Consider the following 25,850-nt stretch of genomic DNA (forward strand, 5'->3'; position numbering starts at 1 on the left):
ATTTTTTCTGTAAAAACTTTTGAACATAAAAAAAAGTTTCTATATTTGCACACCAATTTAAAACAAACATCAAGCCCAGTTGGCGGAATTGGTAGACGCGCTAGACTCAAACTCTAGTATCGAAAGATGTACCAGTTCGATTCTGGTACTGGGTACTAAAACCTCTGAAATCATTTGATTTTGGAGGTTTTTATTTTTAATGATAAAATTTAGCTTTTAATATCAAAAAATAAGTGCCCACATTATTGCAGACACTTATTGATTAGAAAATTAAAATCCCGAAGGCTTACTCAAAGCCTGGGTAGAACCATTTGTTCCACCGAGGTCTTTAGTCGTATCATTGATATTTTGTTTAGTGATGAGATATTTATAAGCCATTAAATACAAATCAACTTTAAAATTATTATAAGTTCCGTCCGCATATCCAGTGGTATAGTCCAATAATTTACTATTGGTAAAACTTGCTCTGATGTGCCAGGTTCCGTTACTTTTAAACGTATTTACATTGGGAGATCCCTGCTTATTATCATTTACTCCGTTGCTTCCATAATCAAGAGCAACCTCTGTAGAACCGTTATTAAGCTGAAATGAATAATTATGCACAACTACTAAAAATTTTGTCGCATCTATTTTTGTGTCATAATCTGTGATTCCCTTTGCAGGAACTCCTGAAATGGTAAGTTTTAAATAATTAAATAATCCACTGCTTTCAAGAGTTGGGTCATAAAGCTGCAATGTGTTGCCAGAAGTGGCAAGAAAATGCCCGCCTGTTTTATCCGGTTCGCCGGGATTTCTAAGGTATAAAGAGTTTGTGTAGCTTGAGCTATTTACATCTAATGTTTCTGTTGGATTTGCCGTTTTAATTCCAACTTTTCCATTCTGAGCGTTCAAAAACAATCCCAGAAAAGTCATTAATGTAGTGTATGTTATTCTTTTCATAATTTTTTATTGAAGACCTATTGGTGTATTAGTTGAAACTCCGGTAAATGAACTGTTTACGTTTCCTGTATAAGTTCCCCAATCTTTTACAAGTGCCTTTTCATAAACACAAAGAGTAAGTGACCAGGTTCCGTTTTGAGCAGAGGTTGTACCTGCTCCCTGAAAGCTTAAATTAACAGCATTATAAGTTTTTCCTCCGTTTACTATGGAAGTTACTTCTGTAGAATAGGCACCAAATGATTTGTAAGATGTGGACGTAATTATACCAGGTGTAGCATCTGTAAAAACCGCACCCGTAATGGCAACAACATATTTTGCTGTTTCCAGTCCTGTATTTAGGTTCAAAACGTCATCCTGACTAACATTTTTCAGAATAATAGTATACGTGTTAACAGGAGCGACATTTCGGAGTGCAATATCAAGCAGTTTTACTTTTCCTACTGGTGTAGTATCTTTTGAGCGCGTGAGAAGATAATAGTTTCCTGTTGCGTTTGAGTTAACAGTATCAATTACATAAGATTCTATTAAAGTTCCACCATTAACATCCAATGTTCCTTGAGGGTTTGCTGTATTTATTCCAATCTGGGCGCTAATACCCAAAGAAGTACAGGTAACAAATAAAAATGTGGTTATTTTTTTCATAATGTATTTTAAAATTATTGGATTAAAGGAGTTGTGGCAGCACCAATTCCTGTGGTATTAATTGTCTTTGAGAAATTGAATTCTTTCGAATAAGCTCTGTCAAAAACCAATAAATTGAGCGTCCAGACACCTTTCGGGAGAGAATCATCGGTTGAAAATCCTACATAATCTGCCCTAAGTTTCCATGTACCGTTTGAGCTATAAGCGAAAATAGAAGGCATTGGTGTGATCCAATCTGCATTAAAAGTGAATACAGGCTGCGTAAATCCATGCGAGGCAATGATAACTAAAAACTTATCCGAATTAATTTTGGTATCATACTCATCTACCCAGTCTTTATCGTTTTTGTTGCAAGTAATTTTAAACTGAATAAGATTAATCGGTGCCGGAGTTGTAGGCACAAAAGAATCATTATAAGAAGTGATTTTGTTCTGCGGAGCCGGAGATTTGATCAAAAAAGAATAATTTTCATCTGCTCCCAATTTCTCTATAGGATCTTTTAAGATCATTCCTGATGTTTTCATAGTCCCGTTCACAGAGAGTTCTTTTTCAGGTACAGTTGTATTGATCCCAACATATCCTGCCTTTTGGGCATGCGTTAGACTGATAGTACCGAGGAGCAGTACTGTCGAAATAATTTTAATCATTAGTATAGTGTTTAAATATGTTTTTAATTAAATATCATTAAACAGCAAAATGCATTTTCCATTTTGCGATCGTATTACGACTCAATTTAAAATGAAGTGATAATTGACTATTGTTTAATTTGTGTGTTTTTTGATAATTTAATATTTCAATGATAGTCTGATTATCATAAGACCGAAGCCGTTGGTTGATTGAGGATATCTCGTTATATCCAAAAATTCGTTGATTAAGTTTAATGATATCTAAAAAACTTAGTTCTTCTTTCAGCAAAATAGATGTACAGTCTTTGACCTTATGCGGAAATTTTTTAGCCAAAATATCTGCATATATCTTTTTGTAATTCGGAGGATTTATTTTCTGTGTTTTTCTATCCATTTATATAAAGTTGTTTTCGGGATATTGTATTCTGTAATAATTTGGTTTTTTGTTTTTTCTCCGTTTTCAATCATTTCAAGTATAAAATTAATCACCTCTTTTGTGTAAATACTTTTACGGAATTGTGGCATTTGTGAGAGATTTTCAGATTTTGACCCTGCAACAATTGCTGAAGGCGGAGAATAAAGAATCAGGTTTTGAGAATACACCCTGAAAAAATCATACTCTAAAATGCGGCACCACTTCAACAGAATTTCACTGTCCATACTTTTATAGGTATACATTTTTGAAATATAATCTTCAGTGTCATTAAAATATTTACAAAGTCGGGACACATCAATTCCGCATTCTAAAACCCGCTGACTGACCAATGAGCCAATATGTATATCTTTGAAATTCATATTATTAATTATTTTCATAGCAAGATAAAAGACTACACAAAGTATGTTTTAATGCACATCAATACATTAAAAAAATTGTCTGAAAAATCTAGTGGGAATCCCTTGTGTAGGCTTTATTATCTTAAGAATATTTCATCATTTATATTCAATTTTTTTTCATCGTTTGTACTCAGAGAATCGTACGAAATTTCTTTAATACATTGATTATATGCATTAAATCATTTGTTATTATAATTTTTATTTGTGTAATGAGGAACTAAAAAAGATCACAGAGAACCGTATTTATTGGGATCTGTTAAAAACAGTCCTCTGAAAATCTTTAAATAGTAAAATTTGTGTTTTTTGAATCTATACTTAAATCGTTTATAAACTCTTTAGTGACCAGGCAACAATGTTCGCCATTAAAATACCAACTCCTGAATTTGTTCCGTTTGCAGAAACAGCATCGCACTTAAGAGGCTTTCTTCCTCTCGTTCCGCCTACAGAAGAAGCTGTCATACAAGCAGGTCCGCTGTTATTAGTTCCTCCGAAAAATGGGGCACCATCAGCAATTACAAATACATTTTTATTTTTTACTTTAAATACTCCAACCTTTGAAGTCGGCTGAGGAACACCTCCTACCAAACCATCCGCAGCAATAATTTGTACATTAGAACTTGTACTTAATTTAGCATACGAAAACGAATTGGATGAACCGGCATGATCAACAAATCTATCAACACTAGCCTGTAACTTACCAAACGGGCCATTAACAAATGGATCATTAAGTGCATCCCCAGTTATATAATAGCATGGCGCCGTAGAATTTGAATCCCCATTAGCCCCAATGCTTGCAACAATATCGCTCGTCGTTAATGTTATATCCCCGATAAGCTGACTCAATAAAGATAATTTCCCGGCTTGTGTGTAACCTTCTGTAAAAAAATAAAGATGTTTTCCTGAAGTATTGGCAAAAGTTACCAATGCGGTAATTTCAGCAGGAGTTAAATCAACACCCGGACGAAAAGAAACACCAATAATATCATAACTCTGAAAATTAATTGAAGCAAAATTCGTGTATGATATCTTATCAGGAACTAAAGAAGACCCATCCGTCTGAATGGTAGATGAAGGAAACGGTCCAAAATTGTCAAATGAATTGAAAAAATCTGTAAAAACCGGTGTTGCAAATGTGAATGTAGCATCCTGTTCGTAAGATAATAATTTCACCCCTGAAAGTGGAGGTACATCGGTTGTACCATTGCCGTCACATAAAGAAACCCACTTTGTACGGTTCCAGAATTCATAACATTTAGTGTCTGTGTTATAGATCCACAATCCGTCAACAGAAGCGTCCGTTGTTCCGGGAGCGATCGCGTTTCGCTGAGCTGTTGTTAATCTGGGAAACAAAACCCCTGTATTGTTATTTTTAGAAACAATATCCAATACAGATTTTGCATGTGGATTTGGAGTGTTAATGCCCACTTGCGCAAACGCAATACAACAAAATGAGAACATTGCCAAGGCAGATAATAATTGCTTTTTCATCCTTTTAATTTTTGATTTTTTTAATTTTAACTAAACACAATTCTATAGTATCTATTTCTTTGGATAAAGAAATACTTATAACAAAATGAAAACCGATAAATTCTTTCCATTATTCCGGATATCGTTATATATCCTTAAATTTGTAACTTGATTTTGCAAAATTAGTTGGTAAAAGCAATCAAAATTTTCAAGTATAAGTAAAATTTTAAATTTCATTATCATTTTACAAGTATTTAAAAATCAACAATTTACATAAATCATTTTTTGAAAAACACTAAGATGGCAACTGATAAAAATTTTATTATAGAATCTGCTGATACATTAAAAAGGAAGCTTATCGCGCAATATGTGTATTTGATGTCCGGTATATTGTTCGGATATGCTTTGGCATTTTATTTTATTATCGGTGATGTATTCTTTGCTACGTGCACTTTTGCCTATTCAATTATTTTATTTTATACTTTTTTGATCATTCGTAAGAATTATAACATCAAAACATTAGTCCATCTTTATTTAACCTACGCATCCTTGTTTGCTGCATTTGTTATGCTTGGATTTTGGAAATATTCTGCTGCGACCTGCATGTGGCTTTTACCGTTACCGCTCGGAGCTTATATTCTGTTGGGTAAAAAGTACGTTTACATCTATTCGGCTTATATATTAAGTATAATCGTAGCTGTAAGTATTCTGACAAAATTTTATTCATTTAATTATTTTAGCTTCCGAAACGTGCAGTACATGGTTATTTCTGATACTTTTGTGGGAATCGTAAACAGTATCGTATTCGCTCTTCTACTCTATTATAATGAAAAAATAAAAAAAGTAGAGGTTATGGAAAGCTTTATTAAAAGCACAAATACTTCCGAAAGCACAGCAAATTTAGAAAGTGAAAACACAGACCCTATTTTTACTGAATCCACTGAATCTGTTAAGTTTAAAGAAAATAATTCTGTTGAAAATAATGAAAACCTTGAAAAATATATCCTCCTATTTGATCAGGTAAAAAATGTTGTAGAAGAAAAGGCGCTTTTTAAAGATGTTGATTTTTCTATTTCACAACTATCTAATATTTTAAAAACCAACAATTTATATATTGCAAAATCCATCAAAGCAAATGGATATTCTAATTTCAATCACTATCTTAATACTTGTAGAATTGAAAATGTGAAAAAACTGATTCAGGAAAATGACATCAATAAAATCACGTTGATGTACATTTATACAGCTTCAGGATTTTCTAATCAATCTACTTTCAATAGAGTTTTCAAGCAGATAGAAGGCATAACGCCATCGGAATACATCAATAAAAATAATGCGTTGGAATTTAATTAAATATTTATTTCTGATTTAAATTAAAAAGGAAATTATTCTAAAAATTCCTGAACTTTTCTACCAAGATTTTCCAGTGAAATAATACTTTCTGAAGTTATACGATCGGCAAACACTGCTCGAAAATGATGGTCATATTCATCTGTAAACGAAAAAGTATTTCCTGGAGTGAATAAAATCTTCTGGCTTTCACAATATTCATAAAAAGCTTCCATATCAACATTTTGCGGTAACTCACCCCAAATACTATATCCACCTTGAGGTCTGTGGAAATAACAGTTTTCAGGAAAAAATTTTCGCAAAGTATCTAATAATTCTATTGACTGCTTTTCCAGTTGTTTTCGAAATGAGCGCAAATGCCTGTCATAGCTATTACTTTCCAAAAGTTTTATCATTAATTCCTGATAAATTGGAGCAACAGATCTGCCGAGAGAGAATTTCAATCTTTCGGATTCAGCAAAAAATTTACCCGGATTTAGCCATCCTAAGCGAATTCCCGGAGCCAAAGTTTTGGAAAAGGAAGAAAATGTCATCAACAAACCTGTTTTATCAAAATTCCGAATATTGGAAGGTCTTGTTCCATCAAAATAAAGATCTCCGTAAATATCATTTTCAATGATTGGGATTTGATGAATTTCAGCAATGGAAAGAAGTTCTTTTTTATTATCATCTGTCATTAGAATCCCTGTAGGATTATGGAAATTCGGAGTAACGACAACTGCCCGAACAGCGTTTTCATCACAAATATTCCTGAAATAATTTACATCAAATCCATCTTTATAATGTACAGGAATTTCAATCGTTTTCAATTTCAAATTAGAAATAACCTCCAAAACAGAAAAAACGCATGGACTTTCAACTGCAATCAAATCACCGACCTTAGTTACAGACGCCAAAGCGATATAAAGAGCCTGCAACGCACCATCTGTGATGATCAATTCTTCTGCATTCATCATGCATCCGTATTTTGCAGAACGTTCTGTAATTTTTTCTCTCAATGTTAATGAGCCATTTAGAGGATAGTAACGAAGAAGTGAAGCTCCTTTTTCCCGAATTACTTCCTGCATTTTTCTTAAAATCAGTTTTTGAGGGATTAAAATATCTGTTGGCGATGTAGAATTAAACGAATTATACTCAAAAGCTTTACTTCGTGTTGATGTGAGCTCAAGGTTTTTATTAAATACAGAATTTTTTGAAATTGGTAATTGTTTCACCGTATTTTCAGGAATTGTTTCCTTTTGATTAAAAGCCACAAAATAGCCCGAACGCGGAATATTTTCAACCAAACCTTTCAATACAAGATAATCATATCCACTCTGAACAGAACTTATGCTTAAATGATATTTTTCTTTAATTTCTCTAACAGACGGCAAACGGCTACCCAACTTCACTGCTCCACTTTTTATCTGATCCTCTAAAATAGAAGTAAATATTTCATATTTATAAGTCTGCATACGTCTCGAGTCTAACTGTTCTGAGCAAAATTACAAAATTCATAACTGTACCGATTTAATTTTTCATAACTGTATCTAAATTAAAGCTCAATAATCTCTTACCTTCGAATAAAAAAGAATCCAATGGAAATAATTTCAAAATTCGCAGTAGGATCCGACAAAGGTGTTGATGATCTTTTTGATGTGAAAAAAGCATTTATTAGAGATACTTACAAAGAAATTGTTTCTTCTGAGGCAATAGAAAATTACATCAAAGAACATTTGGATCACAGGAAAATGATCAACATTTTGAATGATCTTTCGAATCAACTTATCATGGTTTTTGTGGATGATCAACCAGCAGGATATTGTTTATTTAAAAGTGGTTCAAGCTATTCCGATGCCTCTGAAGGTAGAAAAATGACGGAGATATTAGATTTTGGAATACTTTCAGAATACAATTCATCAGAAGTGAGAATTTCGCTTTGGAATAAGGTAAAATCTGCAATCAAATTCACAGATAGTATTTGGATTAATATCAATAAAAATCATCCTCAGCTTGAATTTTTTAAAGATAACGGATTTCTATTGGTTAAAGAATCAGCTTCCGAACCTTTTGGAATAGCTACTTCTATTTATGAACTGAATCTTTCAAATTAATAACAATATTTTCTCTAAAAAACCTTTGAGACCAACCCATTTCAGAGGTTTTCTTTTGTTTACGATTTTCTTTAAAAATCGAAATTCAATTAAAATTTTAAAAATAAAAATCTGTACCCACAATAATACACACTTCTGTATCTGTAACCATAATTTAAGACTTCATAGCTTTGTACTATATAAAGCAAAGTATTATGGAAACTGCCTTTCAACCTCAAAAACAACTTCAAATCTCTGAAGTTTATATTGCAGATATAGTAGAACTAAAGAATATTTTTCTTCAACTCTCAAATCTTGAAATGGTGAATGAAAATTTTGGTATTCCTTTTCTTATGATCAGGCAAAAAAACAATATCATCGCTTTTGCAAGTCTTATTATTAATCAAAAAGGAGAAACTGATTTTGTTATTTATGAAAAATCAAGTTTAAATGTGGAAGAAAAAGAAAACTTTTTTATTCATGCTCAGAGCTATTTTAAAAGAAATAATTCCGCAAATTACCGCGATCCTTTACAACTTAAAAGCAGTATCGAAAGAATGATTAATTGGTTGAATATTTGATAAAATCAGACTAAGAATTCCATACATTTACTTAAAATCCTACTTTTTTATGGCTAAAGAGGTCTTATATCTTAAAATAGCAAAAATAATTACCGAACAAATACAAAGTGAGACTTTACAGTTTGGCGACAGATTACCCTCACTTCGCAGCGCTCAAAAATTATATAATGTAAGTCTGAATACCATAAAACTGGCCTACATGGAATTGGAAAGCCGTTCTCTTGTTGAATCCAGGCCAAAATTCGGATATTTTGTAAGCCAGACCTCTCAGCGGAAACTGGCGCTTCCTTCTGTGGTAAAAATTAAAGAATCAGGATTAGAAAAACCGCATCAGGATTTAATAGATAAGGTTTTCGGAAGTATTTCTCATCCAGATCTTACTCAATTTGCGTTGGGAATTCCCGGAAAAAGCTTTCTTCCTTTAGCCAAATTGAAAAAATCAATGCTGAATGTTGTTAAAGCTAAAAACGACAGCGGAACAAATTATGAACCCGTACAAGGAAACGAACACCTGCGCAGAGAAATTGCAAAATGGTCATTGATTTTGGAAGGAAAAATAACTGAAGATGATCTGGTAATCACCTCCGGCGCGATGAACGCCATTTATCACTGTCTTATGGCGGTTACAAAACCCGGAGATTCCGTTGCTGTTGAAAGTCCGGTGTATTTTGGGATATTGCAGGCGATTCATTTATTAGGGCTAAAAGCTGTGGAAATTCCGACCCATCCAATTGATGGCTTGGATCTGGATGCTTTGAAAAAAGTTTTACCCAAAATATCAGCCTGTTGTTTTGTGACTAATTTTAATAATCCATTGGGTTTTCAAATGTCTGATGAGAATAAAAAAGAATTGGTAAGGCTTATCACCGAATACAATGTTCCTTTGATAGAAGATGATATTTACGGGAATTTATATTTTGGTTCAGAAAGGCCAAAACCTTGTAAGTTCTATGATGAAGCGGGTCTTGTGATGTGGGTAGGTTCGGTTTCTAAAGCATTGGCTCCCGGATATCGTGTGGGATGGGTGGCTCCAGGACAGTTTAAAGATAAAATTATTCGTCAGAAATTGGTTCAGACCGTATGCAGTCCGTCATTTTATTCTGATGTTATTGCTGATTTTCTTGAACACGGAAGATATGATCATCATTTAAGAATGTTTAGAAATAAACTGTATTCCAATTATCTTCAAATTCAAAAGTCGGTTGCAACCTATTTTCCTGATAATACAAAAGTTTCCGAGCCTAAAGGTGGTTTTATGCTTTGGTTGGAACTCGACAAAAGAATTTGTACAGAAGACCTTTATGATGAAGCTTTCAGCAAAAAAATAAGTTTTGCTCCGGGAAGAATGTTTTCTCAGCATAATCAATACACGAATTGCATGCGTTTAAATTACGGATTGGAATGGACAGATCGTGTAGAAAGTGATCTTGAAAAATTAGGAAAAATGATTAAAAATAGTATCTAATTATTTTCTTCTAACTATGAAACTCAAACTTATTTTTAGATAAAATTTCTATAATTCAATTATAATTTTCCGTTGAAATTCAATTTTCATTGGTGAATATTTCGTGTTTGTATTTTTCGAAATTTACAGGATCTTTTTCCCTAAAAGATCAATAAAATTTATGTCTTTCAAGGCTTACCAACTAGAAAATATTTTGTTGAACATTTATTTTAATAAAAATAAGAACAAAACTTACATGCAATACATTTAATTAAAAATCAAACAGTTACAACCATGTAATATCTATGTAATAGGTGATTATTTTTTTTGAAATACCTGTATAATTAGATTTGCACCTCAAATTTCATTAACATAAACACACACTAAACAATGAAAAATTCATTATTTCTATTAGCATTACTTGCTTATTTTTCTGCGTATTCGCAGGTTGGTATGAATACAGATTTACCGAAATCTACTTTGGATGTAACAGCAAAAAATGCAACAGGAGCATCTAACAATGTAGATGGACTTCTAGTCCCTCGGGTAGACAGGCAAAGAGCTCAAAGCATGGTCTCTGTTCCTACTTCAACAATGATTTACATAAATAATGCTGTTACAGGAACACAAACTGGTACCACAGCCAATGTAGATGCTGTAGGATATTATTATTTTGACGGCTCTGCATGGGTGAAATTGCATAACCCAACTAATTCTACCTTTTCTTCTGTAAATATTTATAACTCAAACGGTTCTCTTACAGGAAACAGATTGGTACAGCAGAATGCAAATACATTATCATTCACAGGAACTGCTGTTAATGCTTTTTCAGTAGATGGAAATACCCTTTCGGTAGACGCTTCCAATGATAGAATAGGAATTGGGAATGCTACTCCTACTAATAAGCTACATGTAAATGGTACGAATCCTTTAAGATTAGAAGGTTTACAGGCTTCATCTGGTAAAGTAGGTACTCTGGTTGTAAACAACACAGGAGTAGTACAAACTCAAACCTCTACTGATATAAGTGCAGTGAGAGTAACAGGAAGTCTAACACTTAGTACAAATAATACTACAACTTTAACTAATTCTGGTAATACCCCAACAGAAACATTTGATAATCTTAGTGAGTTTAGTGGTGCTACATTTACGGCAGCTGCTACAGGATTATATAAGGTAGAATTATCAATTAATTTTGATCAGAGAACTTCTTCAAATGATGGTGGGGACGGATACATGGGCTATGCCTATATTTATTTAAATGGAACATCATATTCACAGGCGGCAGTTAAAGTTGCTAATCCGGAGATTAGTGGAGCGCCCACTAATCAAACGGCAACTACAAGTACTTTGGTGAAAATGACAGCAGGTGATAAACTTACATTTAATGCTAGTAATTATGGATCTTCAGGAGGAAATACGACTGATTATACAATTAATATTGTAAGAATAGATTAATACGATTCTAAAAACACAAAAAGGAGCTGTATCCCTCACAGCTCCTTTATTTTTAAATTATAGATCGTTAATTTTCTTTATTTCAAAAGTTATTTATAATGCTGAAAAATTCCGGAATCTGTAGGTGTCCAGAACGCTGCTTTTTGTCCGGCTGCTTTTAATGCATCGTTCGACCAAGTGTTGCAGGTATATAGAAAACTATATTTTCCCTGAGCATCATAAAATGCATCATTATCGCTGTAAACCGCATTGGTAGGAATCAAAATGAAATTTCCGTTTTGATCTTTGTCGAATTTACCTTCAACAAACTTTGCCAGAGCCTTGTATTGCGATCTGCTGATCATAATTATTTTACAATCGTCCGCTTCTTTCATTGTTTTATAATACGTACAGTGCATTGCAGATTCGCCTAACCAAAATGCAGCTTTGAAAGCCGTTGAAAATTTAAGATCTGCCCAAGTCGGTGTGTCCAGATAAAAACCTTTGTCGCCCCACCCGACTCCAATATAATTATAATCTGTTTTCTTTGATTTTGTATTGGCAAAAGGAATTTTCGTGCTCCAATCCTGCATATCGTTTCTCACAGGCATGACAATATCTGTATGCACCCCGTTGGTGTAAATATAAATCGGAATTTCTTTTTTCTCTCCGTCATCCTTTGCTGAAACTTCAATAAACGGCAGCAAATAAGCCATTAAACCGTACAGAACAATAATTCCTACAATGACACCCAAAATTTTAAGGATAGACAATAATACCATCTTCACATTCATGTATTTGAATAAAATTTAATTAATAATTTTTCGTAAAAGTATTTGTTTTAATCGGAAAAATGATTAAATTTAGTTACGAAATATACACAAATATGCGTAAAAACATCAAATCCCAAAAAAGATTGAAAGTAAGAGTAAAAACTGCTCCAAAAAGAGTTCAAAAAAAACGTTGATTTTCTAAGAGATTTTATCTTTTTGAAAGTCATTTTTTCTTTTATAGGAAAGGCTTTTATTGAGTTTTACTTAAATATATCTTACCCTCCTTTACAACAAAAAGTATAAGGAATGGTCGATTAACCGCTTTTGTTTTGGAACCGAAAAATTCCAGACGAGGATTTATCACCAAAAATCTGAACTATTTTTTATCTGAAGTCTTTCCTAAAAATTCAATATTCCTTTTCAAACCTGCAAATTTTGTTCTCTTGACAGGAGATTTTCTGAAAATTTCTGAAAATAATTCCTGAGTAAGTTCTTTCCACTCTCCTTTTTTAAAATTTTTGAGCGATTCGTTTGGTGCAAATTTGGTTTGAAGATTCGGTGCAGAAAACCGATTCCACGGACAAACATCCTGACAGATATCACAGCCGAACATCCAATCTTCCATTTTATCTTTAAAAGAATCGGGAATTTCGTTTTTCAATTCTATTGTTGCGTAAGAAATGCATTTGCTTCCATCGATAAGTTTCTCAGAAACGATGGCATCTGTCGGACAAGCATCAATACATTTTCTGCAAGTTCCGCAGTGATCGGTGGTTTCATGATCCGGAATTAATTCTAAATCACAAATGATTTCCGCTAAAAAATAAAAGGAACCATTTTGTTTCGTGATCAGGTTTGCATTTTTTCCCACCCAGCCAATTCCTGATTTTCTCGCCCAGCTTCTTTCTAAAACCGGCGCGGAATCTACAAAAACTCTGCAATCAAAATCTCCGATCTCTTCTCTTAATCCATCAACCATTTCGCGGAGAATTTCTTTTACCACTTCATGATAATCCTCTGCATATGCATATTTTGAGATCTTATAATTTTCTAATGTTGAAATTTTTTCTTTTGGAAAATAATTATAGGAAAGCGAAATCACTGATTTTGAGCCTTCAACCAACAATCTTGGATCAAGTCTTTTGTCAAAATAATTTTCCATGTATTTCATTTCGCCATGAAAATTATTTTTCAACCAATTTTCCAGATTTCTGGCATCTTCTTCTAAAAAATCAGCCTTAGAAATACCACAGCTTTGAAACCCAAAACGCTCGGCTTTGGATTTAATTAATTGTGAATATTTTTCGGCATTCGAATTCATGATTTTTACATTGCAAAACTAAGATTATTTTATAAATTTGTTTAGGCTTTGGATAAATGAATTAAAGCAGGACTTTTTTTCAAAAATCCACGGTCTATATTTTAACTTTAAATACAAATACAATTATGTCTTTAACAGAAGTATTAAAATCAGGAAACTATGAATTAATCGACGTTCGTGAGCCAATGGAATTGGAAATGGACGGAAATATAGAAGGTGCAAAAAATATCCCGCTAGGTGAAGTAGAAGATAGAAAAGAAGAATTTTTATCAATTGAAAAGCCTGTCATCATCTTCTGCAGAAGTGGAAACAGAAGCGGAAAAGCATTGGAATATCTTAATTCTCAAGGCTTGAAAGATGGTTATAACGGCGGTGGCTGGGCAGACCTAAAGGCAACTATTGAAGCAAATCAAGGAACTTTTTAAGTTCCTTTTTTTATCTAAAATATCTTCGAATGGAACTTAAAGACAGATTCAATCAGCTTTGTTTACAATTCACTAAAGATCAAAACCTGATTGAAAATTTTTGGAAAGAAATTGAAAAGAAATATTCTGAAAAAGGCAGACATTATCACAATATTGAGCATTTGGAAAAAATGTTTTCTGAACTTGAATCTGTGAAAGATAAAATTTCAGACTTTAATATTATTTCTTTTTCAGTTTTTTATCATGATGTGATTTATGATGCTTCATCAAAATCCAATGAAGAAAAAAGTGCAGAATATGCGAAGATTAGACTTGAAAAATTAATTGATAAACAATCGATTGATACAATTTTCAACCAAATTATTGCTACAAAAGCGCATCAAAAATCTGATGATCCAGACACCAATTATCTTTTGGATGCAGATCTTTCAATCCTTGGAAAAGATGTTGAAACCTATCTTGAGTACACCAAAAAGATCAGAAAAGAATATTCTATTTATCCCAATTTTCTTTACAAACCCGGAAGAAAAAAAGTGCTACAACATTTCTTAGAATTGGAAAATATTTTCAAAACTGATTATTTTAGAGAAAAATATGAAGTTCAAGCGAGAGAAAATATTGAGTTTGAAATTAGCATTTTATAAGTTTTGGCTAAAGCCAATTCAACACATTAAAATTGAAAAGCGGACTAAAGTCCGCTCCTATTGATAAAATTGATGTTTAATACTCTTAATTTTCCACTATTTCATTGATAAAATCAACCGATTTATTTAAAACTAAATCAGGAACTTCTTTATGAGGCGTGTGTCCAACGTTCGGAATAATATATTTTTCTGATTTTCCACTAACCTGATTAACTGTTTTCTCAACTTGATCTAATGTTCCGTATTCATCCGCTTCTCCCTGAATAAAAAGTAATGGACTTGTGATATTTTTTAAAAGATATTCAATATTCCAGCTTTTGAATCTGCTGCTTAGCCAAATTTCCGTCCACGCTTTAACAATCATCGGAACTTTATCCCCGTGATATTTTGCTAAACGCTCCGGTAAATCTGTTGTTTTATACGCTTCAAAAGCGTCAGAAACTCCTTTAACCGTAATATCTTCAACGAAAATATGTCCGGCTTCACAAATTACAGCTTTTACATTTTCAGGATATTTTGAAGCGGCAATTAATGCAATTGTTCCGCCGTCGCTGTGACCAAAAAGAATTGCATTGTTTATGTTTAATTCTTCCAATAATTCATTCAATACATCTGCTTCAAGCTCCATGTAATTATTTTCCCTTTCGTGAGAAAGCATCGGAAAAGATTTTCCGTAACCTAAACGATCATAAATTAAAACATTACATTGAGTTTCTCCTGCAATTTTGGCAGGAAAATCTCGCCAAAGTTGTGTGCAACCTAAAGAATCGTGCAAAAAGACAATTGTTGGTTTATTTTTAAATGAATTATCATGTTCTATATAAAGTTTTTCACCCTGTACATCTATTATCCTACCTTCCATTCTTATCAACTTTAATTAAAAGCTCGGAGCTTTTGCTTCTTCAAATTCTCTTAACAAATTACTGAAAACTGCTTCTACAGTTAAAATATCATGAATCAATGCTGAAACCTGACCGATTTCCAATTCGCCATCTTCCATATCGCCTTCAAACATTCCACGCTTGGCTCTTGCACGGCCTAAAGAAGCGACCAAAGCTTCCGTATTTCTTCCGGTTTGATAAATCCCCTCCAATTCGTTAAAAAACTTGTTTTTAACCATTCTTACGGGTGCCAATTCCTTTAAAGTAAGATGAGTGTCACCTTCATTAAGTTCTGTGATCTTCTTTTTCCAGTTTTCGTGTGCGCTGGCTTCGATCGTTGCAGCAAAACGAGATCCAATCTGAACACCATCTGCACCAAGGATCATGGCTGCTTTCATTTGGGAACCTAAAGCGATTCCGCCGGCTGCGATCAAAGGTTTAGAAATATGTTGTTTTACATTCGGAATCAGACAAAATGTTGTAGTTTCATCTCTTCCGTTGTGCCCGCCAGCTTCAAACCCCTCCGCTACGATCGCGTCAACTCCTGCATCTTCACATTTCACTGCAAATTTTGTGGAAGAAACAACGTGAGCAACTTTTAATCCTTCTTTTTGAAGAGTTTCGGTATATGTTTTAGGATTTCCGGCAGAAGTGAAAACTATTTTTACGCCTTCTTCCAGAATGATTTGAATTACTTCATCCAAATTCGGATATAACATAGGAACATTCACTCCAAAAGGTTTGTTGGTAGCCAACTTGCATTTTTGAATATTCTCTCTTAAAATGTCAGGATACATACTTCCTGCGCCAATTAAACCTAATCCGCCACAATTAGAAACGGCGGAAGCCAATTTCCATCCGGAATGCCAGATCATTCCCGCCTGAATAATCGGATATTGTATATTAAAAAGTTCTGAAATTCTATTCTGACTTTGCTGCATCTCGTGAAGTTTTTTAGCTGAATTAAAATCTATAAAATTGCTCATGCTGTAAAAATAATAAAAACAAAGGTTTCATGGGACTTTTAAGCACAAAAAAACCTCCAGAAATTCTGAAGGTTTTGATTTTATTTTTTGGTTGTCTGTTTCTTCCAGGCTCCTTTGAAGTTACAAGAATCATAACGTCCGTTTATTGATATGAATGTCGTCGGTAATTTTGAATTTACAAACTTCTCAATCAGTTCATTTTTCTTTTTGTTAAGCGCCATCTGCTTTATTCTGTCGTAATCTGTCTCCATTGTAATTTTGTGAGCAGGAATTACATCTTCCATTTTCACGATCTTTACAACCTTTCTCTTTCTTTCATCCTCATCATCAAAAGCACTTGTAATATCTCCTTTATTTAAACCTGCCAATTCGTAGCTGATTGATCCGGGAATACTTTCTCTTTCAATTTTGTTTGAACCATCTGCTCCAGGAATGATCCCTGCATTAAATTTAGTTCTTTTGTCATCTGAAAATCTAAAAGAAGCATCTTTAAAAGTAGTTTTTCCATCGATGATCAATGTTCTGATACTGTCTAACTTTACTTTAGCAGTTTTAATTTCAGCTTCAGTAGGCGTTGCCATCAAAAGAATATGTCTTGCATCGTAAACTTTTCCAGCTTTTCTTACCAACTGAATGATGTGATATCCAAATTCAGATTCAATAGGATCTGAGATATCTCCTTCCTGAAGGTTCAAAGCTGCTGCTTCGAATGGTTTTACCATCTGTCCTTTAGTAATATTCTTCATTAAACCACCATTAGGGGCAGAACCCGGGTCTTCAGAATAAATTCTTGCCTGACTTTCAAAACTTTCTCCTCCTAAAATATCTTTTTTAATTTTAGTAAGTCTGTCGATAATTTCCTGCTTGTGAGCTTCTGTCAATTTAGGATTCATAACAATCTGAGCCAAAGAAACTTCGTCTTTGATCTCCGGCAACTGCATTTTATACAGGTTAAAGAAATCCGTAACCTCGTTAGGAGTAACGTCTGCTTTTTCTGTAATTCTCTGGTATTTTGCCTGACCGTAATAGGTGTCTGTATCGATCTTTTCGATAGCATTCTTCATTTCGTATCCCGTTCTGAATTTATAGGCTGCCAACATTGTCTTTTCGTCCGGAAACTGAGAAAGTAGCTGAGCATATTTCCCATTTGCCTGTTCTTTGATTGCAGCAGAACGGTTTTCAATTAAAGTATCTTTTTTTGCTTCGTAAACAAGAAGTTTATTGTTGATCAAGTTCTCCAAAAACTCACATTTATCTGTATTAGAAGCTCCCTGCTGTTTTGCATAATTCATTTGTTCGTTCACATCAGACTCGAGAACAATTTCATCTCCAATTACCGCAGCAATCCCATCCACTAGTTCTCCAGGTTTTAGTTGAGCTTTCATCATATTTGCTGAGAACAAAATCATGAAAATTCCAAAAAGAAAAGTGATCTTTAGTTTATTTGTCATTTTACTATTTTAAACAAGTTGCAAATTTAGAATTCTTAATGAATTATGCTAAATTTTTTATTATAAATATTTCTTAAAAAGACGTATTTATTGTAGTTCTACATCAAATGTCGTCAATTCCTTGAATTGTCTTAATCTACTGAACATATCAGCTTCGGTTACTTCCTCAATTCTCTCTGTTCCGAATTTTTCAACCGTGAACGATGCCATTGCAGAACCAACGATTAAAGCAGACTTCATTGTTTCGAAATCTATCTTTCCTTTTTTAGCTAAATATGCTGCAAAACCTCCTGCGAAAGTATCTCCAGCTCCAGTCGGATCAAACACATCTTCTAATGGAAGAGCCGGAATTGCAAATACTTTACCATCGTGGAAAAGTAACGCTCCGTGTTCCCCTTTTTTAATGATAACATATTTAGGACCCATTGTGTGGATCTTTTTAGCCGCTTTTACAAGAGAATATTCTCCTGAAAGTTGTCTTGCTTCTTCATCATTAATCGTGATTACATCAGTTTTAGCAATCATTTCCATTAAGATATCCAAAGCGGAATCCATCCAGAAATTCATTGTATCTAAAATAACCAATTTAGGACGTTGGTTCATTTTTTCAAGAACTGACAACTGAACACCCGGGTGAAGGTTTCCAAGTAATAAGATCTCAGAATCTTGCATAGAAGCAGGAATTTTTGGATCAAAATTTTCCAAAACGTTTACTTCAGTTGCTAAAGTATCTCTTGTATTTAAATCGTTGTGGTATTTTCCTGACCAGAAGAAAGTTTTTCCTTCTTTTACGATCTCAAGTCCCTCGATATTGATGTCTCTTTTTGTAAACATGTCAAGGTGTTCTTGTGGGAAGTCTCCTCCTACTACAGAAACAATTCCGGATTTTACGCCCAAAACAGATGAAGTGATCGCGATATAAGTAGCAGCACCTCCTAAAATTTTATCAGTTTTACCAAATGGTGTTTCGATTGCATCAAACGCAACGCTTCCAACAACTAAAAGTTTCATATATTTTTCAATGTATTTTTTAAAGTAATTATTTTTTCCATTCGAAAGTATCCAGCAAATGTTTCATATCTTTTTTGATATAATCCACAGCGGGAGCCAATGAATCCGGTTTAGGTCTTGTATTAAAGTATAAATAAGCAGTCACAAAGTGTTTTGTGCTGTCTGTAATGTAAAATTGAAGATTGGAAGCACTCTGCCCTTTCAATTCATAAAAATTCCCATACACCTTTTTTTCAGGGTACTCAAAAGATTTTGTATCTATTGAACTTGCTTTAATGGTATGTTCGTACACCATTTTCTCGGCTTCTTTGATATGTTCGGCAAAGTCATTATTAATCGGATAATACGTCACGAAAAGTTTTGCCTTCATTTTAGGATAATTCAAATAATACCAACATGGTTTTTTAGCATCGGTAATTTTCGCAAAATCTGAGTATTCAAATGTGTAAGCACAGTTGTTTTCAAATTTCTGATATGTTGGTGTGGGATACTCTAATCTCAGTTCTCCATAAGGTTTGAGAACAGGATCTTTTCCACATGATATTAAAAGCAATGAAGCAAATATAAAAATGACCTTTTTAATCATTTTGCAAAAGTACAAATTAGATTTCAGATATAGGAAGACAAATTTCAGGATTTCAATGAGTTTTGGATTTGAACTTTATTTAAATATTATTTTTATTTGTTTTTAACGCAAAGAGCACAAAGATCTTTTTAAACTACTAAACTTTTTTAAGTTCGCAAAGGCGTTTCACTTAGCAAAGAACGATACTGATGTCATTCTGAACGAAACGAAGTGTAGTGAAAGAATCTCAATTTAATTTTTAAAGATTGCTTCGTCGCTTCACTCCTCGCAATGACATCACAGGATTCTATACGCAGTATGATAATTTTGGATATAAGTTTCCAAAGGTTTTGGGAAAGATTTTTCATGAGAACCTTCAAAATCTGTAATGATATAATTATTTTCAGTAATGAAATCTGCCCAAACAGTTTCAGAATCGACTTCTACGTTAAAAATTTCTATACTTAAATTTTTGTGTGTCAGTTTGTGATTAACTGTTTTTGCACTTTTAATGAAAGGCATTAATTCTTCAGAAATCTCAGGTGGAAATTCAAATAATTTTTTCCAAATGAAATCGTCTTTTCTTTGTTGAATTAAAAATTGTCCGTTTCTGTGAACGAAATAGTATTTTAAACCTAAATCTGAAGCTTTTACTTTTTTCGTTTTAACAGGAAATTCAGAGATTTTATTTAATGAAAAAGCTAAACAGTCTTCATTTAAAGGACATTCTCCGCAAAGTGGATTTTTAGGTTTGCAAATTTCTGAACCTAAATCCATCATCGCTTGGTTGAAATCTCCTACATTTTCGGGCAAGACTAAAGTTGCCAATTCAGAAAAATAATTAAAAGCTCTGGAATTAGAAATATCAAAATCATCTGCAAAAACTCTGCTTAAAACTCTGTAAAAATTTCCGTCGACAGCTGGCATTTTTCCATTAAAACAAATGCTTGAAACCGCAGCCGCAGTATATTTTCCGACACCTTTCAGTTTTAAAATTTCATCATAATCGGAAGGAAAAATTCCCTGATAATCATTCATGATCTGCTGGGCTGCTTTATGAATATTTATCGCTCTGGAATAATAACCTAAACCTTTCCAATACAGCAAAACCTCATCTTCCTCAGCATTTGCCAACGTTTTCACATCCGGAAATCGTTTGATGAAATTATTGTAATGATTAAGTCCCTGATTGATCCTTGTCTGCTGAAAAACAATCTCGCAGATCCAGATTTTATAAGGATCTTTTGTTTGTCTGAAAGGTAAATCTCTGGCGTTTTGTTTGTACCAAGCCAAGAGTTTGGTGCCGATGTGCTTGAAGTTTGAGTTTTCTATTTTTTCCAAAGGGTTTTCTTCTTCATTATTTTAGATGCTTCGACTCCGCTCAGCATGACATTTCTAATACTAACTGTTTTACAGCATATTGTAGCGTTGTCATGCTGAGCGGAGTCGAAGTATCTGAATTTACAGATTTTTAATTCTCCTCTGCAAAGATAAAATTTTATTTATCAGCTTTCACGGAATAAACCGGAGCGTCTTTTAACCATTGATATTTAAGATTTTTATCTTTTGCGATAAAGCGGTAGCCTTCAAGTTTTTGGAGATAGATATACATCGCCTCTTTTTTCAAATCCAGTTTTTGATTAGAAAGAAACTGAAAGGGAAAACTTACTATGGAATCTCTTGTTGTTTTCACGACTTCCCCAGAATTAATTTTATATATAAAAATAGGTCTTCCACGTCCGGAATAGCTGTCCACAAGCTTCACATTTGAACTTGTAACCACCATCGCACTTGCCTGGCTAGATTCTTCTGCACTCATTACATATGCCTTGCCCTCCTGACGCTGGTCTTTAAATAGATCTATTTTATGCTCAGGGCCCTGAAGTTTTTTGTCTTCACAGCTTAGTGCAAAAACCATAAGAAAAATCGGCAAAAGATATATTGGCCTGCCTTTCATATTACTTATTTTGAGATTTGGTAGAAAAAAACCGATGTAAAAAATGCATCGGTTTTTTAGTATAAAAATTTGATTTAGTTTAGTCCTGAGTGTATTGAGACTCCCATTCGTTTCCGTCATCTCCTTTGTGTCCGTCTAATTTAATAACGAAACTTTTTGTAGGGAAATAAGGCGTCAAACGAATATCAAGCCATACTCTGTCTTTGTTTACTTTATCTTGTTCAAAACGTACGATCTTGAACTTTTCGATCAATTTATCAGCACCTTTGATACCGTCTAAGAATGTAACGATTTGTCTTCTCAAATCATCTTCATTTTTAGAATTCCAGTTTTCAAAAGCTCTTCTGTTTAAGAAATCCAATAAAACTTTAGTTACATAATCGAATACACGAACAACTGAATACGTCTGAAGTCCGATGTTATCTCCTGTGAACAATGTTTTAGCAGAGAAAGCCATAATTTTACCGTATTCGTTAACCATAGGAACCAATCCCATTTTTTCCAATTGAGAAATTTCACTTTTCTTCAATTCGAATTTTACGGCATCAACCTCATTAATGTTACCATGTTTTTTACCGGCAGCAACCTGAGACATCAATGTTTTATGGATTTTTCCTGCTAATGAAGTTGAAGGTGGAAGTTCTACGTTTTCCTCTTCTCCTACTTCTTCCGCTCTTCCACGGCCAACAAGCCAGTTACACGTCATAATTACATTACTTCTGTGTAATTCGCCACCTGTAAGATTTGCGGAATGGAATAGATCCACAACGTCATCCGGCTTATCAAGGTTAGCAAAATCCGTAACCAACATTACTTTGTTTTCGTTACAAATTTTTGCCCATTTTTCGATCACTTTATTTGATCCTAAATATCCCGGAATCGCCAGAATTGAATAGTTATCTCTAAGATCCAAACGATCATAGTAATTCTTAAATTCATCAGAAACCGCATCAATGAAAAGCGGATTATCAAGATCTGAAACCTGCTCTAAAGTTGCATTAACGATACTTACGTTATCAACTTTATCAAGTTCTGTATTTTTGTAAAACTGAGCGACTGTTCTGTAGTTTACTTCCAACTGACGAACCGCGTCCAGCGTATTTTTTAAGTTTGATTTTAAACTTTGGTCTGCCTGCTGCGCTTTCGTTTTGCAGGTATCAGCCATTTTATCCGCAGATTCGTTACCTTCTAAAAGATTAACCCAAAGATTAATTTTTTGAAGCAACTCTTTTCTTTCATCTGTCTTATTATTATCGGTAAGGAAAATTTCTTTCCTGGCTTTTCTTGTAGGGTTCATGTTGGCGATACCATCTACAACAGATTCAACAAATCCGAAACCTCCAATTTTATTGAGTTCGGCGATCGGATTACCTTTCGGCTGACCTCCCTGTTGTTGCTGTTGACCTTGTTGCTGGTTTTCTGCCGCTTGTAATTTACTATCCATGATTAATGTAAAGTCTTTAGATTATTTTTCAAGTTCTTGTGCCACTTCTTTCAATACTTCCACAAACGCAGCTCTTGTCTGATCGTTTTCCAGCATATTACGCAGAATCTTATTCGTTTTCAGCTGGCGAACAATTTTGTTGTATTGCTCTTGCTCCATGCTAAGTTCTTGTAAGTAATTTGATTTCTGAGTAAGATTTTTGGGAGTGAAGTCCGCAAGATTTTGAAAACGGAATTCCTCTTCTACCACACCGCCGTCCTCTGTTTCGTGCTGTACAGATACAGAAGGCTGGAAATGTTTGAAGACGTCGTCCACAGTCTTTAATCCTGTTACAATTTCAGGGACATAGGTTTCGTCGGTCGTAAGCTGGCTCACAATGAGCGACTTATTCTCCTGTATTTCCTGAATAGCTTCATTAGCGTCTACTTTTACCTCGTTTCCGCCAACACCATAATTAAACATTGCCATATTATTATTATTTTGAGATTTTAGATTTTGGTGTGAATTGGTTTTATCATCATCAAATAACTTACCAATCCAATGTTTAAATTTAAAAAAAAACTGTAACATACAAAATTTTGTTAAGATTTTTCTTGAAATATTTAATTATACGTATTATTAATAACTTAAAGTTACGATTTTACGATGTCACTAAACTATGAAAAATAAATAAAAAAACGCACCATTTCTGATGCGTTTTTCTTTTCTAACAATTTTTGGCTCTATTACCAAATTTTTATTCTATCCTGAGGAGCTTTATACATTTTGTCTCCAGGCTTAATATCGAAAGCTTTGATGAAAGAATCCTGATTAACCAAAGGCCCGAATGCTCTGAAAACTCCAGGCGAGTGCGGATCTGTTTTAACCTGATTCGTCATATACTGATCTGTAGATTTCGTTCTCCAAACTGTTGCCCAGCTCATGAAGAATCTCTGATCTTGTGTAAATCCGCTGATTAATCCCGGATTTCCTTTGTCTTTAAGGTACATTTGAAGTGCATCGTAAGCTACTGCTACTCCACCCAAATCACCGATATTTTCACCGCTTGTGAATTTTCCGTTTACAAAACTTCCTTTTACAGGCTCGTAAGCGTTGTATTGTGAAGCTAACTGACCTACTTTAGCATCAAAGTTTTTACGGTCGGCATCTGTCCACCAATTATTAAGGTTTCCATCTCCGTCGAAACGAGAACCACTGTCATCAAAACCGTGAGAGATCTCGTGACCGATCACCGCTCCAATTCCTCCAAAGTTTACAGCCGCGTCTGCATTAGGATTGTAGAAAGGTGGTTGAAGGATCGCCGCCGGGAAAACGATTTCGTTGTTTGAGCCGTTGTAGTAAGCATTTACCGTCTGTGGAGTCATTCCCCATTCTGTTTTATCAACAGGTTTTCCTACTTTGTCTAAGCTTTTCTGATATTGCCATTCAGACACATTTTGAAGATTAGAATATAAAGTTCCACCCGCTTTTGGAGATTCTACTTTTAACAGCGAATAATCTTTCCATTTGTCCGGATAAGCGATTTTTACTGTGAATTTTGATAATTTTTCCTGAGCTTTTACTTTTGTTTCAGGAGACATCCAATCCATATCATTGATATGCGTTTTGAATGATTTTAAAATATATTGAATATACGTCTCCATCTGAGCTTTGGCTTCCGGAGTGAAGTATTTTTCAACATATAATTTACCAAAAGCTTCACCAAGAACCCCATTTACAAGAGTCAATCCTCTTTTATTCATCGGACGCTGCTCTTTTTGGCCTTGAAGATATTTTGAATAGAAATCAAATCTGATCTGCTCTAAGTTTTCATCTAAATTGGAAGCATTCCCATTTACTAAATGATATTTCAGATAATCTTTCAATAACGGAAGATTTTTCTGCGTGATGAACTGATCCATATTTTGGTAATATTTCAATTCACCAACGATTACTTTATCAGTTTTTACTCCTGCATCAGTTAAATATTTTGCAAGATTTACATTTTTAACCAAACCTGATAATTCAGATACATTTTTAGGGTTGTATCTTAAATTGGCATCTCTGTTTTGCTCAAGCGTCAATAAATAATTGGCCAATTGTTTTTCGAAATCAACCACATTTTTTGCAGCTGCATCAGAATTTTTATATCCTAAAACTCCGAATAATTTTCCAACATACACTTGATATTCAGCTAACGTTTTTGTGTTGGCTTCGTTTACTTTTTGATAGTAATCTCTTCCCAAACCAAGATCAGGACCGCCAAGATATACTGCATTCATAACAGAATTCTTCATATCTGCGCCCACTCTCCATCCGTAGAAAGAATTGTCGCCTAATTTTGTAGCGTCCAACAAATATTTCTGAAGATCATTGACGTTTTTGATAGCATCAATTTTTGCTAAATCTCCTTTGATTGGAGCCAGACCGTCAGCATTTCTTTTACTTGTATCCATGAAAGATGCATACAAATTCTGGATCTTTTGACCCTCTGAACCTGTTTCATACTTTTCAGATAAAATTTTGTTTAAAATATCCAAAGAAGCATCATCCACATTTTCTCTCAACGCATTGAAAGATCCCCAGCTCGCTTTATCAGAAGGAATCTGAGTGGTTTTTACCCAATTTCCGTTAACGTAGCTAAAAAAATCATCCTGTGGACGCACACTTTTATCCATATAAGATAAGTTGATCCCTTCTTCTTTTGCTTGTTCTTTCACCGGTTCTACAGCAACCACTTTAGGCTCTGTTTTTGTACTTGTTTCGGCAGTTTTTGTCGCACCACACGAGTTTAAAAATACAATACCCGAAAGAGCAAGTATCCCAATATTTAGCTTTTTCATTAAAGATAATTTTTGATTTTACACAAACTTACCAAATATACGAATTTATGTTATAAATAATAAATCATAATTGATAAATGATGGTGAGTTTTGGCTAAAGCCTGTTCTGTAACTTTAAATTGAAAACGGGCTAAAGCCCGTTCCTATTGATGAGATCCTTCGACTCCGCTCAGGATGA

The 25,850-nt window shown here is 33.9% G+C and carries 26 protein-coding genes and 1 tRNA gene; 8 read left to right on the forward strand and 19 right to left on the reverse strand.

Going from position 1 to position 25,850, the window contains the following annotated elements:
- Positions 1-73: 73 nt before the first annotated feature.
- Positions 74-155, forward strand: a tRNA-Leu gene (locus AC1Q7L_RS11050).
- 115 nt (positions 156-270) lie between these two features.
- On the opposite strand, the gene AC1Q7L_RS11055 is transcribed toward AC1Q7L_RS11050, so the two are convergent.
- The 6 genes from AC1Q7L_RS11055 to AC1Q7L_RS11080 form a co-directional block, all read right to left on the reverse strand.
- Complete coding sequence (locus tag AC1Q7L_RS11055) at positions 271-939, reverse strand: hypothetical protein (protein ID WP_492306012.1); 669 nt, start codon at positions 937-939, stop codon at positions 271-273.
- Between the two features lie 6 nt (positions 940-945).
- Positions 946-1,581, reverse strand: a complete 636-nt coding sequence (locus AC1Q7L_RS11060) for a hypothetical protein (RefSeq protein ID WP_492306013.1) — start codon at positions 1,579-1,581, stop codon at positions 946-948.
- 14 nt (positions 1,582-1,595) lie between these two features.
- A complete protein-coding gene (locus AC1Q7L_RS11065) occupies positions 1,596-2,228 on the reverse strand; it encodes a hypothetical protein (protein WP_492306014.1) in 633 nt (210 codons plus the stop codon).
- 37 nt (positions 2,229-2,265) lie between these two features.
- Positions 2,266-2,601: a helix-turn-helix domain-containing protein gene (locus tag AC1Q7L_RS11070; protein WP_410693874.1), complete on the reverse strand. Its 336-nt coding sequence runs from the start codon at positions 2,599-2,601 to the stop codon at positions 2,266-2,268.
- The gene (locus AC1Q7L_RS11075) at positions 2,577-3,002 is read right to left on the reverse strand and encodes a helix-turn-helix domain-containing protein (protein ID WP_492306015.1); all 426 of its coding nucleotides are present in this window, start codon (positions 3,000-3,002) and stop codon (positions 2,577-2,579) included. The genes AC1Q7L_RS11070 and AC1Q7L_RS11075 overlap by 25 nt, the downstream gene beginning before the upstream one ends.
- Positions 3,003-3,365: 363 nt before the next feature.
- Positions 3,366-4,529, reverse strand: a complete 1,164-nt coding sequence (locus AC1Q7L_RS11080; protein WP_492306016.1) for a phage tail-like protein — start codon at positions 4,527-4,529, stop codon at positions 3,366-3,368.
- A 279-nt stretch (positions 4,530-4,808) separates the two neighbouring features.
- On the opposite strand from AC1Q7L_RS11080, the gene AC1Q7L_RS11085 reads away from it, so the two are divergent.
- Complete coding sequence (locus AC1Q7L_RS11085) at positions 4,809-5,861, forward strand: helix-turn-helix domain-containing protein (RefSeq protein WP_492306017.1); 1,053 nt, start codon at positions 4,809-4,811, stop codon at positions 5,859-5,861.
- A 32-nt stretch (positions 5,862-5,893) separates the two neighbouring features.
- Here the strand turns inward: AC1Q7L_RS11085 and AC1Q7L_RS11090 are convergent, their stop codons facing one another.
- A complete protein-coding gene (locus AC1Q7L_RS11090) occupies positions 5,894-7,312 on the reverse strand; it encodes an aminotransferase-like domain-containing protein (protein ID WP_492306018.1) in 1,419 nt (472 codons plus the stop codon).
- A gap of 123 nt (positions 7,313-7,435) precedes the next feature.
- On the opposite strand from AC1Q7L_RS11090, the gene AC1Q7L_RS11095 reads away from it, so the two are divergent.
- The 4 genes from AC1Q7L_RS11095 to AC1Q7L_RS11110 all read left to right on the forward strand — a co-directional run bounded on the left by AC1Q7L_RS11095 (position 7,436) and on the right by AC1Q7L_RS11110 (position 11,413).
- On the forward strand, positions 7,436-7,951 hold the full coding sequence (locus AC1Q7L_RS11095) for a hypothetical protein (protein ID WP_492306019.1): 516 nt from the start codon (positions 7,436-7,438) through the stop codon (positions 7,949-7,951).
- 194 nt (positions 7,952-8,145) lie between these two features.
- The gene (locus AC1Q7L_RS11100) at positions 8,146-8,511 is read left to right on the forward strand and encodes a hypothetical protein (RefSeq protein WP_492306020.1); all 366 of its coding nucleotides are present in this window, start codon (positions 8,146-8,148) and stop codon (positions 8,509-8,511) included.
- A 49-nt stretch (positions 8,512-8,560) separates the two neighbouring features.
- Positions 8,561-9,976 (forward strand): aminotransferase-like domain-containing protein, encoded by a 1,416-nt coding sequence (locus AC1Q7L_RS11105; RefSeq protein ID WP_410693881.1) that lies wholly within the window; start codon positions 8,561-8,563, stop codon positions 9,974-9,976.
- A gap of 369 nt (positions 9,977-10,345) precedes the next feature.
- A complete protein-coding gene (locus AC1Q7L_RS11110; protein ID WP_492306021.1) occupies positions 10,346-11,413 on the forward strand; it encodes a phage tail-like protein in 1,068 nt (355 codons plus the stop codon).
- 89 nt (positions 11,414-11,502) lie between these two features.
- Here AC1Q7L_RS11110 and AC1Q7L_RS11115 read toward each other — a convergent pair whose 3' ends face one another.
- Positions 11,503-12,180: a TIGR02117 family protein gene (locus AC1Q7L_RS11115; RefSeq protein WP_492306022.1), complete on the reverse strand. Its 678-nt coding sequence runs from the start codon at positions 12,178-12,180 to the stop codon at positions 11,503-11,505.
- Positions 12,181-12,541: 361 nt separating this feature from the next.
- Entirely contained in the window at positions 12,542-13,486 is a 945-nt protein-coding gene (gene queG / locus AC1Q7L_RS11120; RefSeq protein ID WP_492306023.1) for a tRNA epoxyqueuosine(34) reductase QueG, read from the reverse strand.
- A 125-nt stretch (positions 13,487-13,611) separates the two neighbouring features.
- Here queG and AC1Q7L_RS11125 point away from each other — a divergent pair, with 125 nt between their 5' ends.
- Together AC1Q7L_RS11125 and AC1Q7L_RS11130 are read left to right on the forward strand one after the other, a co-directional pair.
- On the forward strand, positions 13,612-13,911 hold the full coding sequence (locus AC1Q7L_RS11125) for a rhodanese-like domain-containing protein (RefSeq protein ID WP_066750942.1): 300 nt from the start codon (positions 13,612-13,614) through the stop codon (positions 13,909-13,911).
- A gap of 29 nt (positions 13,912-13,940) precedes the next feature.
- Positions 13,941-14,555, forward strand: a complete 615-nt coding sequence (locus AC1Q7L_RS11130) for an HD domain-containing protein (protein ID WP_492306024.1) — start codon at positions 13,941-13,943, stop codon at positions 14,553-14,555.
- 85 nt (positions 14,556-14,640) lie between these two features.
- On the opposite strand, the gene AC1Q7L_RS11135 is transcribed toward AC1Q7L_RS11130, so the two are convergent.
- The 10 genes from AC1Q7L_RS11135 to AC1Q7L_RS11180 form a co-directional block, all read right to left on the reverse strand.
- Entirely contained in the window at positions 14,641-15,417 is a 777-nt protein-coding gene (locus tag AC1Q7L_RS11135) for an alpha/beta fold hydrolase (RefSeq protein ID WP_492306025.1), read from the reverse strand.
- A gap of 15 nt (positions 15,418-15,432) precedes the next feature.
- The gene (locus AC1Q7L_RS11140) at positions 15,433-16,422 is read right to left on the reverse strand and encodes an NAD(P)H-dependent flavin oxidoreductase (protein ID WP_492306026.1); all 990 of its coding nucleotides are present in this window, start codon (positions 16,420-16,422) and stop codon (positions 15,433-15,435) included.
- Between the two features lie 80 nt (positions 16,423-16,502).
- Entirely contained in the window at positions 16,503-17,873 is a 1,371-nt protein-coding gene (locus tag AC1Q7L_RS11145; RefSeq protein WP_410693894.1) for a peptidylprolyl isomerase, read from the reverse strand.
- 87 nt (positions 17,874-17,960) lie between these two features.
- A complete protein-coding gene (locus tag AC1Q7L_RS11150; RefSeq protein WP_410693896.1) occupies positions 17,961-18,884 on the reverse strand; it encodes a PfkB family carbohydrate kinase in 924 nt (307 codons plus the stop codon).
- Positions 18,885-18,912: 28 nt separating this feature from the next.
- A complete protein-coding gene (gene gldD / locus AC1Q7L_RS11155; protein ID WP_492306027.1) occupies positions 18,913-19,470 on the reverse strand; it encodes a gliding motility lipoprotein GldD in 558 nt (185 codons plus the stop codon).
- A 276-nt stretch (positions 19,471-19,746) separates the two neighbouring features.
- The gene (mutY, locus tag AC1Q7L_RS11160; protein WP_492306028.1) at positions 19,747-20,790 is read right to left on the reverse strand and encodes an A/G-specific adenine glycosylase; all 1,044 of its coding nucleotides are present in this window, start codon (positions 20,788-20,790) and stop codon (positions 19,747-19,749) included.
- A gap of 157 nt (positions 20,791-20,947) precedes the next feature.
- Complete coding sequence (locus tag AC1Q7L_RS11165) at positions 20,948-21,406, reverse strand: hypothetical protein (protein WP_492306029.1); 459 nt, start codon at positions 21,404-21,406, stop codon at positions 20,948-20,950.
- A 79-nt stretch (positions 21,407-21,485) separates the two neighbouring features.
- Complete coding sequence (locus AC1Q7L_RS11170) at positions 21,486-22,850, reverse strand: DUF5458 family protein (protein WP_410693900.1); 1,365 nt, start codon at positions 22,848-22,850, stop codon at positions 21,486-21,488.
- Between the two features lie 21 nt (positions 22,851-22,871).
- On the reverse strand, positions 22,872-23,420 hold the full coding sequence (locus AC1Q7L_RS11175; protein ID WP_082891087.1) for a type VI secretion system contractile sheath small subunit: 549 nt from the start codon (positions 23,418-23,420) through the stop codon (positions 22,872-22,874).
- Between the two features lie 155 nt (positions 23,421-23,575).
- Positions 23,576-25,672, reverse strand: a complete 2,097-nt coding sequence (locus AC1Q7L_RS11180; RefSeq protein WP_492306030.1) for a M13 family metallopeptidase — start codon at positions 25,670-25,672, stop codon at positions 23,576-23,578.
- Between the last annotated feature and the right edge of the window lie 178 nt (positions 25,673-25,850).

This window comes from Chryseobacterium sp. GW823-FHT05E08, assembly GCF_058795655.1.

Excerpts from the sequence above, each read along its gene's own strand:
- AC1Q7L_RS11175 (WP_082891087.1), bottom strand. The coding sequence starts at position 23,420 with ATGTTACAGTTTTTTTTTAAATTTAAACATTGGATTGGTAAGTTATTT.
- AC1Q7L_RS11145 (WP_410693894.1), bottom strand. The coding sequence starts at position 17,873 with ATGACAAATAAACTAAAGATCACTTTTCTTTTTGGAATTTTCATGATT.
- AC1Q7L_RS11135 (WP_492306025.1), bottom strand. The coding sequence starts at position 15,417 with ATGGAAGGTAGGATAATAGATGTACAGGGTGAAAAACTTTATATAGAA.
- AC1Q7L_RS11170 (WP_410693900.1), bottom strand. The coding sequence starts at position 22,850 with ATGGATAGTAAATTACAAGCGGCAGAAAACCAGCAACAAGGTCAACAG.
- AC1Q7L_RS11165 (WP_492306029.1), bottom strand. The coding sequence starts at position 21,406 with ATGAAAGGCAGGCCAATATATCTTTTGCCGATTTTTCTTATGGTTTTT.
- AC1Q7L_RS11125 (WP_066750942.1), top strand. The coding sequence starts at position 13,612 with ATGTCTTTAACAGAAGTATTAAAATCAGGAAACTATGAATTAATCGAC.
- AC1Q7L_RS11080 (WP_492306016.1), bottom strand. The coding sequence starts at position 4,529 with ATGAAAAAGCAATTATTATCTGCCTTGGCAATGTTCTCATTTTGTTGT.
- AC1Q7L_RS11075 (WP_492306015.1), bottom strand. The coding sequence starts at position 3,002 with ATGAATTTCAAAGATATACATATTGGCTCATTGGTCAGTCAGCGGGTT.
- AC1Q7L_RS11100 (WP_492306020.1), top strand. The coding sequence starts at position 8,146 with ATGGAAACTGCCTTTCAACCTCAAAAACAACTTCAAATCTCTGAAGTT.
- AC1Q7L_RS11150 (WP_410693896.1), bottom strand. The coding sequence starts at position 18,884 with ATGAAACTTTTAGTTGTTGGAAGCGTTGCGTTTGATGCAATCGAAACA.
- gldD (WP_492306027.1), bottom strand. The coding sequence starts at position 19,470 with ATGATTAAAAAGGTCATTTTTATATTTGCTTCATTGCTTTTAATATCA.
- AC1Q7L_RS11060 (WP_492306013.1), bottom strand. The coding sequence starts at position 1,581 with ATGAAAAAAATAACCACATTTTTATTTGTTACCTGTACTTCTTTGGGT.
- AC1Q7L_RS11090 (WP_492306018.1), bottom strand. The coding sequence starts at position 7,312 with ATGCAGACTTATAAATATGAAATATTTACTTCTATTTTAGAGGATCAG.
- AC1Q7L_RS11105 (WP_410693881.1), top strand. The coding sequence starts at position 8,561 with ATGGCTAAAGAGGTCTTATATCTTAAAATAGCAAAAATAATTACCGAA.
- AC1Q7L_RS11180 (WP_492306030.1), bottom strand. The coding sequence starts at position 25,672 with ATGAAAAAGCTAAATATTGGGATACTTGCTCTTTCGGGTATTGTATTT.
- AC1Q7L_RS11140 (WP_492306026.1), bottom strand. The coding sequence starts at position 16,422 with ATGAGCAATTTTATAGATTTTAATTCAGCTAAAAAACTTCACGAGATG.
- AC1Q7L_RS11095 (WP_492306019.1), top strand. The coding sequence starts at position 7,436 with ATGGAAATAATTTCAAAATTCGCAGTAGGATCCGACAAAGGTGTTGAT.
- AC1Q7L_RS11055 (WP_492306012.1), bottom strand. The coding sequence starts at position 939 with ATGAAAAGAATAACATACACTACATTAATGACTTTTCTGGGATTGTTT.
- queG (WP_492306023.1), bottom strand. The coding sequence starts at position 13,486 with ATGAATTCGAATGCCGAAAAATATTCACAATTAATTAAATCCAAAGCC.
- AC1Q7L_RS11065 (WP_492306014.1), bottom strand. The coding sequence starts at position 2,228 with ATGATTAAAATTATTTCGACAGTACTGCTCCTCGGTACTATCAGTCTA.
- AC1Q7L_RS11085 (WP_492306017.1), top strand. The coding sequence starts at position 4,809 with ATGGCAACTGATAAAAATTTTATTATAGAATCTGCTGATACATTAAAA.
- AC1Q7L_RS11110 (WP_492306021.1), top strand. The coding sequence starts at position 10,346 with ATGAAAAATTCATTATTTCTATTAGCATTACTTGCTTATTTTTCTGCG.
- AC1Q7L_RS11070 (WP_410693874.1), bottom strand. The coding sequence starts at position 2,601 with ATGGATAGAAAAACACAGAAAATAAATCCTCCGAATTACAAAAAGATA.
- AC1Q7L_RS11130 (WP_492306024.1), top strand. The coding sequence starts at position 13,941 with ATGGAACTTAAAGACAGATTCAATCAGCTTTGTTTACAATTCACTAAA.